Origin of the sequence: Providencia sp. PROV182 (genome assembly GCF_028480325.1) — a bacterium.
Taxonomy (GTDB): Bacteria; Pseudomonadota; Gammaproteobacteria; order Enterobacterales; family Enterobacteriaceae; genus Providencia; species Providencia hangzhouensis.
The window spans coordinates 1-6142 of sequence record NZ_JAMPOL010000035.1; the positions used below are offsets into that span (position 1 = coordinate 1).

The window sequence follows — 6142 nt, forward strand, 5'->3', positions numbered from 1 at the left end:
AAAATCTTGTACGTTTAGCGCACTATTTAACCAAATCAACCCGTAAGGGATTGATTTAGTGCTAGTGGCTATCGCTTTTAAATTAGCGCGTATTCCGTATCGCATTTAGGTTATCCGATTAGACAAAATCCACGGAAAACGCCGTATAGCGCAGAAGTACACCTCATTGAGATAGGTGAAGCCTGTTCAAAAAACAGGCTTACCGTACAATAATTTTCTATATCCAAACTGACCCCTATATCAGCATCATTGACACCTTTCAGGAACTGCGTAACAGATGGTATTATAGTAGTAAATACACTTTTTTATTTTTATGGTGATTCCTTTGATTAGTGGTTCATGTTTGTGTGGCTCAGTGAAATTTACGATAAAAAATCAGCCCGAGAAATTTTATAGATGTCACTGTTCACTATGCCGAAGGCAATCTGGAGTTGGTCATAATTTAGCCACCATAGTGAAAATTGAAGATTTTGATTGGCAAACTTCGAGTAGTTTCATTTCCTCGTGGAAAAAGGAAAGTGGATATCGAAATGACTTTTGTAATTCATGTGGTTCGACAGTTCCAAACGCTTTGAGAGATCAGCCCTTTGTATGGCTACCACTTGGATTGCTTGATGATGATATTTCCGCTGACTGCTGTGGTGATTTTTGCACCGATGATTCGATGATGTGGGATTGTGTACGCTCAGCGAATAGTAATAAGAGTGCGGTAAATAGCCTGTTCGATTTATTGCTCATGTTGAATGTTGTACAGGCTAATTTTGAGTAAGAAGTGAGTACGCCTTAGATGCGCGTTTTTACTAGCTCTTGAAGCTTTGATGCGTGACTGGCCCATTATGTTAAACGGGCGAGTTTACACCTCAAAGCAGCCTTTTTAACACCATCAAAACGCCTCAACCTGATTTTAAGCACCAAACACACCCCATAACATCCAAATCTATCCTGAAAGTTTATAACGGTTTTTGTTGCCGTTAAGTGTATTTTTAACATCGTCAGAGTTGGCTGAAAAACTGACCTGAAATCGTTGAAAAGCACAAACTTGTTTTGTGGTGTTCAACGATTTTACCAACCGAGTAAAACGAGGACGGTAGTACTATTTAAAATAAGCAGAAGAGTTAACGATACACACATTTGATTTTCGTGATAAATAGAGGCTATATCTCTTTAAAAATCGATAGAAGGTTACAATAGATGAGAATGTACAAACCACCTCACGTAGGTGAATTAATCACTGAAACTTTGAATGAACTGAACCTAAGCATTGATATTTTAGCTGAAAAGTTAGAAATGAATGTATTTGAAACTGAACAGCTCGTTAATGGTAATCTAATCATTACATTACCAATTGCGAAACGTCTATCAATGACTCTCGGTAGCAGTTCATCATTTTGGTTAAATATTCAAAAAAATTATTATAAACGCTCCTCTATTGAAAACGAATTTTTTTGAAGATATTTAACCCATCAAATTCTATTTTTTGTATTTTAATATCTGGTCATATTCAGCCAAAATTTAAACTTAAAATAAGCACAGTTATTAATTTTGAACATCAATTGACATAGGTTTACACGAAAAAGTTGATGCATTGATGCATCAGCAGCGCATCAGTTTGATGCGTGAGAACAGTAGTTACAGTTTAACGCTCTATATCACATATGATGTGCAACCATTTATTTCATACTTACCCATAGGATATATAAAGTTTCAACATTTTATATCCTGCATCAATTCGTCATCAGAATGATGCAGAAATGCATCAGTTCTATGTTTACATAGCCATAACAATTAAAAATAAACTTAATATTTATCAAATAAATACTATCAAAATTCCATTTTGCGTATGGTGTGTGTTTGCAAGAAACAAAAATTGGCGAGTACTAAATACTTTTAGAGTCTGATAACTAGTTTTTAGATGGTCACAAAAGAAATTTTAATTACATACGCGACAATATGCGTAATTGTTATCAAGTAGTTCACTCCCCCCCCTCCCCCGTAAATGTTTCTGTAATGCTCTCTGTTTAATTTAAACATCGTGGCTAAGGGTAATTTAGTTTTGTGATTACTTTTGCTTAAAACCCACTACAGAGCGTTTAAACCATCACGAACTGGATGAGCTGTGAGCGTAGCGAATTAAATTACACGGAAAAAACAGCGACTCAGTAGCTGGATGGTCGGAGACAAAAGAAAGGTGTGGTGTGTTGCTCGAACAAGGCGATGGAGCTATAGAGGTGCTTTAGGTTTTTTTTTAAAAAAAGGAGCAAACGTTGTTTGCGACATCCTTTTAATTACCGAAAAACGTGATGTATCTGACAGATTTTTCTGAGTTATCCACAGTGGTTTTCTTTTTTAATTGTTTTTTGTTTTTAATTCTTGTTTTACGGTTATTTATTTCTTTGATTAATAAGAATTAAAACACATATAGGCATAGAAATTTACGGTAATAGGCATAGAAATTTACGGTAATAGGTATAGAAATTTACGGTAATAGGCATAGAAATTTACGGTAATACTCACAAATTAGGCATAGAAAAAATAAAAGACTTGCCTTTAATTTAGGGATAGACTACTTTTTTGCCTATCCCATTAAGTAGGAAGCGACATGTCTGAGCTAATAGCATATAAATCCAATGCTTTGATTGAAGCTAGTTACAAACTAACTTTACAGGAACAGCGCTTGCTATTGATGTGTATTGGAAAGTTAAACCCTCTGGATAAAACTCCTCAAAAAACATTCAAAATTACATCTGGCGATTTCTATCTAGCATTTCCTGATATGGGAAAAAGTAATGCAGAACGACATTTAAAAGAAGCTATAGATAAGCTCGCTGAACGTTGGATATATATACAAAACAATAATGAAAGACGACGTATTCGCTGGATCCAAGAAGAAGCAGAATATTTTGAGGGTGAGGGAAAAATAGAAATTGTTTTTGCTGATTCCATAATGCCCTACTTAACTCAGCTTCAAGGTCAATTTACTAAAATTGTGATCAAAAATGTATCAACACTAAAAAGTGTCTATAGCATTCGTTTATATGAGTTATTAATGCAATTTAAAGTGATTGGCGATCGATTGATCAGCATTAATGATTTTCGCTCGATGCTAGGTTTGGACGAAAAAAAATACGCCACCTTCAAATCACTGAATCAATGGGTAATAAAACCAGCAATAAAAGAGTTAAACCAAAAAAGCAATCTATCTGTAACAGTTGATACAGTAAAAAAAGGCAGGAGTGTTTTTGCGCTACACTTTCACTTCAAAGAAGATCAACAAATAAAAATGATGTTAGAGGATTGATTATGGCTTTGGTATCAATCAGTGAAGCGGCAAGGCTGACAGGAAAAGCAAGAAGCACACTACACAAGTACATAAAACAAGGGAAACTGTCTACGACTACAGATCAAAATACAGGAAATAAAAGCATTGAAACATCTGAGTTAATTAGAGTATTTGGTAAAATAAGCAATTCTCCAACTACAGACTGTGACGGTGTCACTAATGTATCAAAACTACAGCAAGAAACACCCAACACTACACAGTCACTACAGATTAAACTTCAACTTCTTGAACAAGAAAATGCACACTTAAAAGCTGAAAAAGAGTTACTTTCAAAAAATTTAGATGATATACGTCAAGCTATGCTATTAATCGAATCCAAGCTGCCGACAACACCCGAACAAGCTAGACCTGTGCCCGCCAAAAAATCATGGCAATTCTGGAAAAAATAGCCGTTTGATACCATTTTCACCGCGAAACCCAAACTGTCCTTTTGATAACAAATAACTAACACAAAAATGGGGCTTTTTACGGGGAGAAGATAGGGAGTTTTGAGCATTTGAGGGGAATTTTAGGTTGAGTGCCTAAATGGCGTTACGCTTAAGCATCATTATGTTAAATGGAGTCGAAATTTTTGGAATATAAAAAATTCTACTACCTAAATAAATAAAACATTAGAAATGTAAATTATTTGCCATAAATATTTTTTATAGCTTAGATACTTGACCCTAACGTAACGTTAGCCTCTAGCATAAGACACGCCTAAGGAATAAAGGAGTCAAAAGATGTTATTACAAGTCGGTGAACTGGCTAAGCGGACAGGGTTAACTATTCGCACCCTTCATCACTATGATGATATCGGTTTACTTCAGCCTTCGGCCCGCTCCGACGCCGGTTACCGGCTTTACAGCCGTCAAGATATTACTCGCTTATACCAAATTCAGGCATTGCGAGGGCTTGGAATGACATTGGCAGAAATTGGCGCGGTTCTTAATAGTCCAAACTTGGCACTCGCCCCATTAATTGATCGGCAGATTCAGGCAATCGATCAGATGATCATTAAGCAGACTCAACTGCGCTATCGTTTGAGCAGTCTCAAAAATCAACTGATGAATGGTGAAGAGCTGGAACTGGACAATTGGCTAAAAACACTGGAGCTTATGTCTATGTACGAACAATATTTTACAAAAGAGGAACTTGCAGATCTGACTTTTTTACAGGCAGACAGTAAACAACAAAAAGAATGGGAAGCGCTTGTCGTCGAAGCGAATGCACTCTTTAAGGCCGGAGAATCTTCTAGTAGTGAAACTGCCCAAAACCTGGCTTCACGCTGGATGCTGACTCTCGAACAGAATACGGCTGCTAATCCTGAATGGTTGGTTAAATTGAATAGCATGCATTCAGCTGAATCGGCATTTCAGGAAAAATTGGGTGTGCATCCGGAAGTGGTTGAGTTTCTACTTGAAGCATTTGCCGAGAGTAAGCTGAACGTTTTTGCACGTTATTTATCCGAGCAGGAATTTGCTTTTATGAAGCAAAATTATGCACGTGAGATGAAAAATTGGCCCCAGTTATTGATCGGATTGGAGAAGGCCATTCATGCTGGGATTGAACCTGACAGTGAACAAGCAAAATGTTTAGCACAGCAATGGCTCTCCATGTTGCAAGGTTACGCAGGCAAAAATCCGGCGACACATGCGAAGATTCGCAATGCCATGCAAAATGAACCAAGTCTTGCCGAGGGAACCTGGCTCAAACCTACCACTTTGCAATTTTTAGAAAAAGCAGTATCAGCTTTAATGCGTTGTGCTTAGTACATGCTTACCTCTATTCAAATAATCAAAGTAGTATGGCTACCCCATAATTTGGGGTGGTCATTAAATTTATGATTTTAAAATATTTTATATGGAGTAAGTAGAGTAAATGGTATTCTCACAAACTTATCCAACTAGAGTATATAAGTTGGTTATTTTCGATTTTGATGGAACCTTAGCAGATTCCTTTCCTTTCTTTGTTTCAACTATAAATCATCTAGCTGACATGCATTCTTTCAAGAAGATTTATTTAGATGAGGTTGAATCTTTTAGGGAAATATCTTCCCGAGAGATAATGAAAAATCTTGGGATACCAGTATGGAAACTACCTGCGATTACTCAGAGTTTTATAAAACTTATGAAGGTAAATTCTTCAAAGATTCCTCTATTTGATCATACAGATGAAATGCTTGCACACCTTAATGAACATGGAATTACAGTAGGATTAGTTTCTTCAAATGGATACGAAAATGTGACCAGTGTTCTTGGTTCAAGCTGCCGATACTTTAGTTACTTTGAATGCGGTGCATCTTTTTTTGGAAAAGCATCTAGGTTAAAGCAGCTTTTAAAAAAAGCAGACTTTAAACCATCAGAAACTATCTATATTGGTGATCAGATTACCGATTATGAAGCAGCTAGAACGGTAGGAATTGCTTTCGGTGCAGTTTTATGGGGTTACAGTTCAGAAAAACTTTTAAAGAAACTGTCACCTGATGAGATATTTGAAAATGTGTCTGCCATAAAGAGGATTACTGTCAGCAAAAAATAACCCTACTAAATTAAGCTTATAAGCAGAGAATCGCCATTCTAGATACCAGAGGTAAATTATGCTTTCTTTAAAGATAACTACACATATTGATATTAATGCGACACCGGAATAAGTTTGGCAGGTACTGACTGACTTTAAATCGTATGAGAGTTGGAATCCCTTTATCCGTAAAGTTGAAGGAAAGTTAAACATAGGTGAAAAACTAAAGATTAGGATTCATCCAACTAAGAAAAAAGCAATGGAATTTAAGCCTACACTATTGGGGGTCAGTTTGGAGATCGG

At 36.4% G+C, this 6142-nt stretch carries 6 protein-coding genes; all 6 read left to right on the forward strand.

The genetic code is table 11. From position 1 onward, the window contains the following. Positions 1-313: 313 nt before the first annotated feature. The 6 genes from PR834_RS20250 to PR834_RS20275 all read left to right on the forward strand — a co-directional run bounded on the left by PR834_RS20250 (position 314) and on the right by PR834_RS20275 (position 5860). Positions 314-769 (forward strand): GFA family protein, encoded by a 456-nt coding sequence (locus tag PR834_RS20250; protein WP_228677541.1) that lies wholly within the window; start codon positions 314-316, stop codon positions 767-769. A 422-nt stretch (positions 770-1191) separates the two neighbouring features. Further along, positions 1192-1449 (forward strand): HigA family addiction module antitoxin, encoded by a 258-nt coding sequence (locus tag PR834_RS20255; protein ID WP_064506217.1) that lies wholly within the window; start codon positions 1192-1194, stop codon positions 1447-1449. A gap of 1150 nt (positions 1450-2599) precedes the next feature. Continuing rightward, positions 2600-3298: a replication initiation protein gene (locus PR834_RS20260; RefSeq protein WP_044111722.1), complete on the forward strand. Its 699-nt coding sequence runs from the start codon at positions 2600-2602 to the stop codon at positions 3296-3298. Between the two features lie 2 nt (positions 3299-3300). Continuing rightward, positions 3301-3729, forward strand: coding sequence for a hypothetical protein (locus PR834_RS20265; protein WP_044111721.1), 429 nt, complete (start codon positions 3301-3303; stop codon positions 3727-3729). A 333-nt stretch (positions 3730-4062) separates the two neighbouring features. Continuing rightward, a complete protein-coding gene (locus PR834_RS20270) occupies positions 4063-5091 on the forward strand; it encodes a MerR family transcriptional regulator (protein ID WP_044111719.1) in 1029 nt (342 codons plus the stop codon). A gap of 109 nt (positions 5092-5200) precedes the next feature. Beyond that, positions 5201-5860: an HAD-IA family hydrolase gene (locus PR834_RS20275; protein ID WP_044111716.1), complete on the forward strand. Its 660-nt coding sequence runs from the start codon at positions 5201-5203 to the stop codon at positions 5858-5860. Positions 5861-6142: the final 282 nt, after the last annotated feature.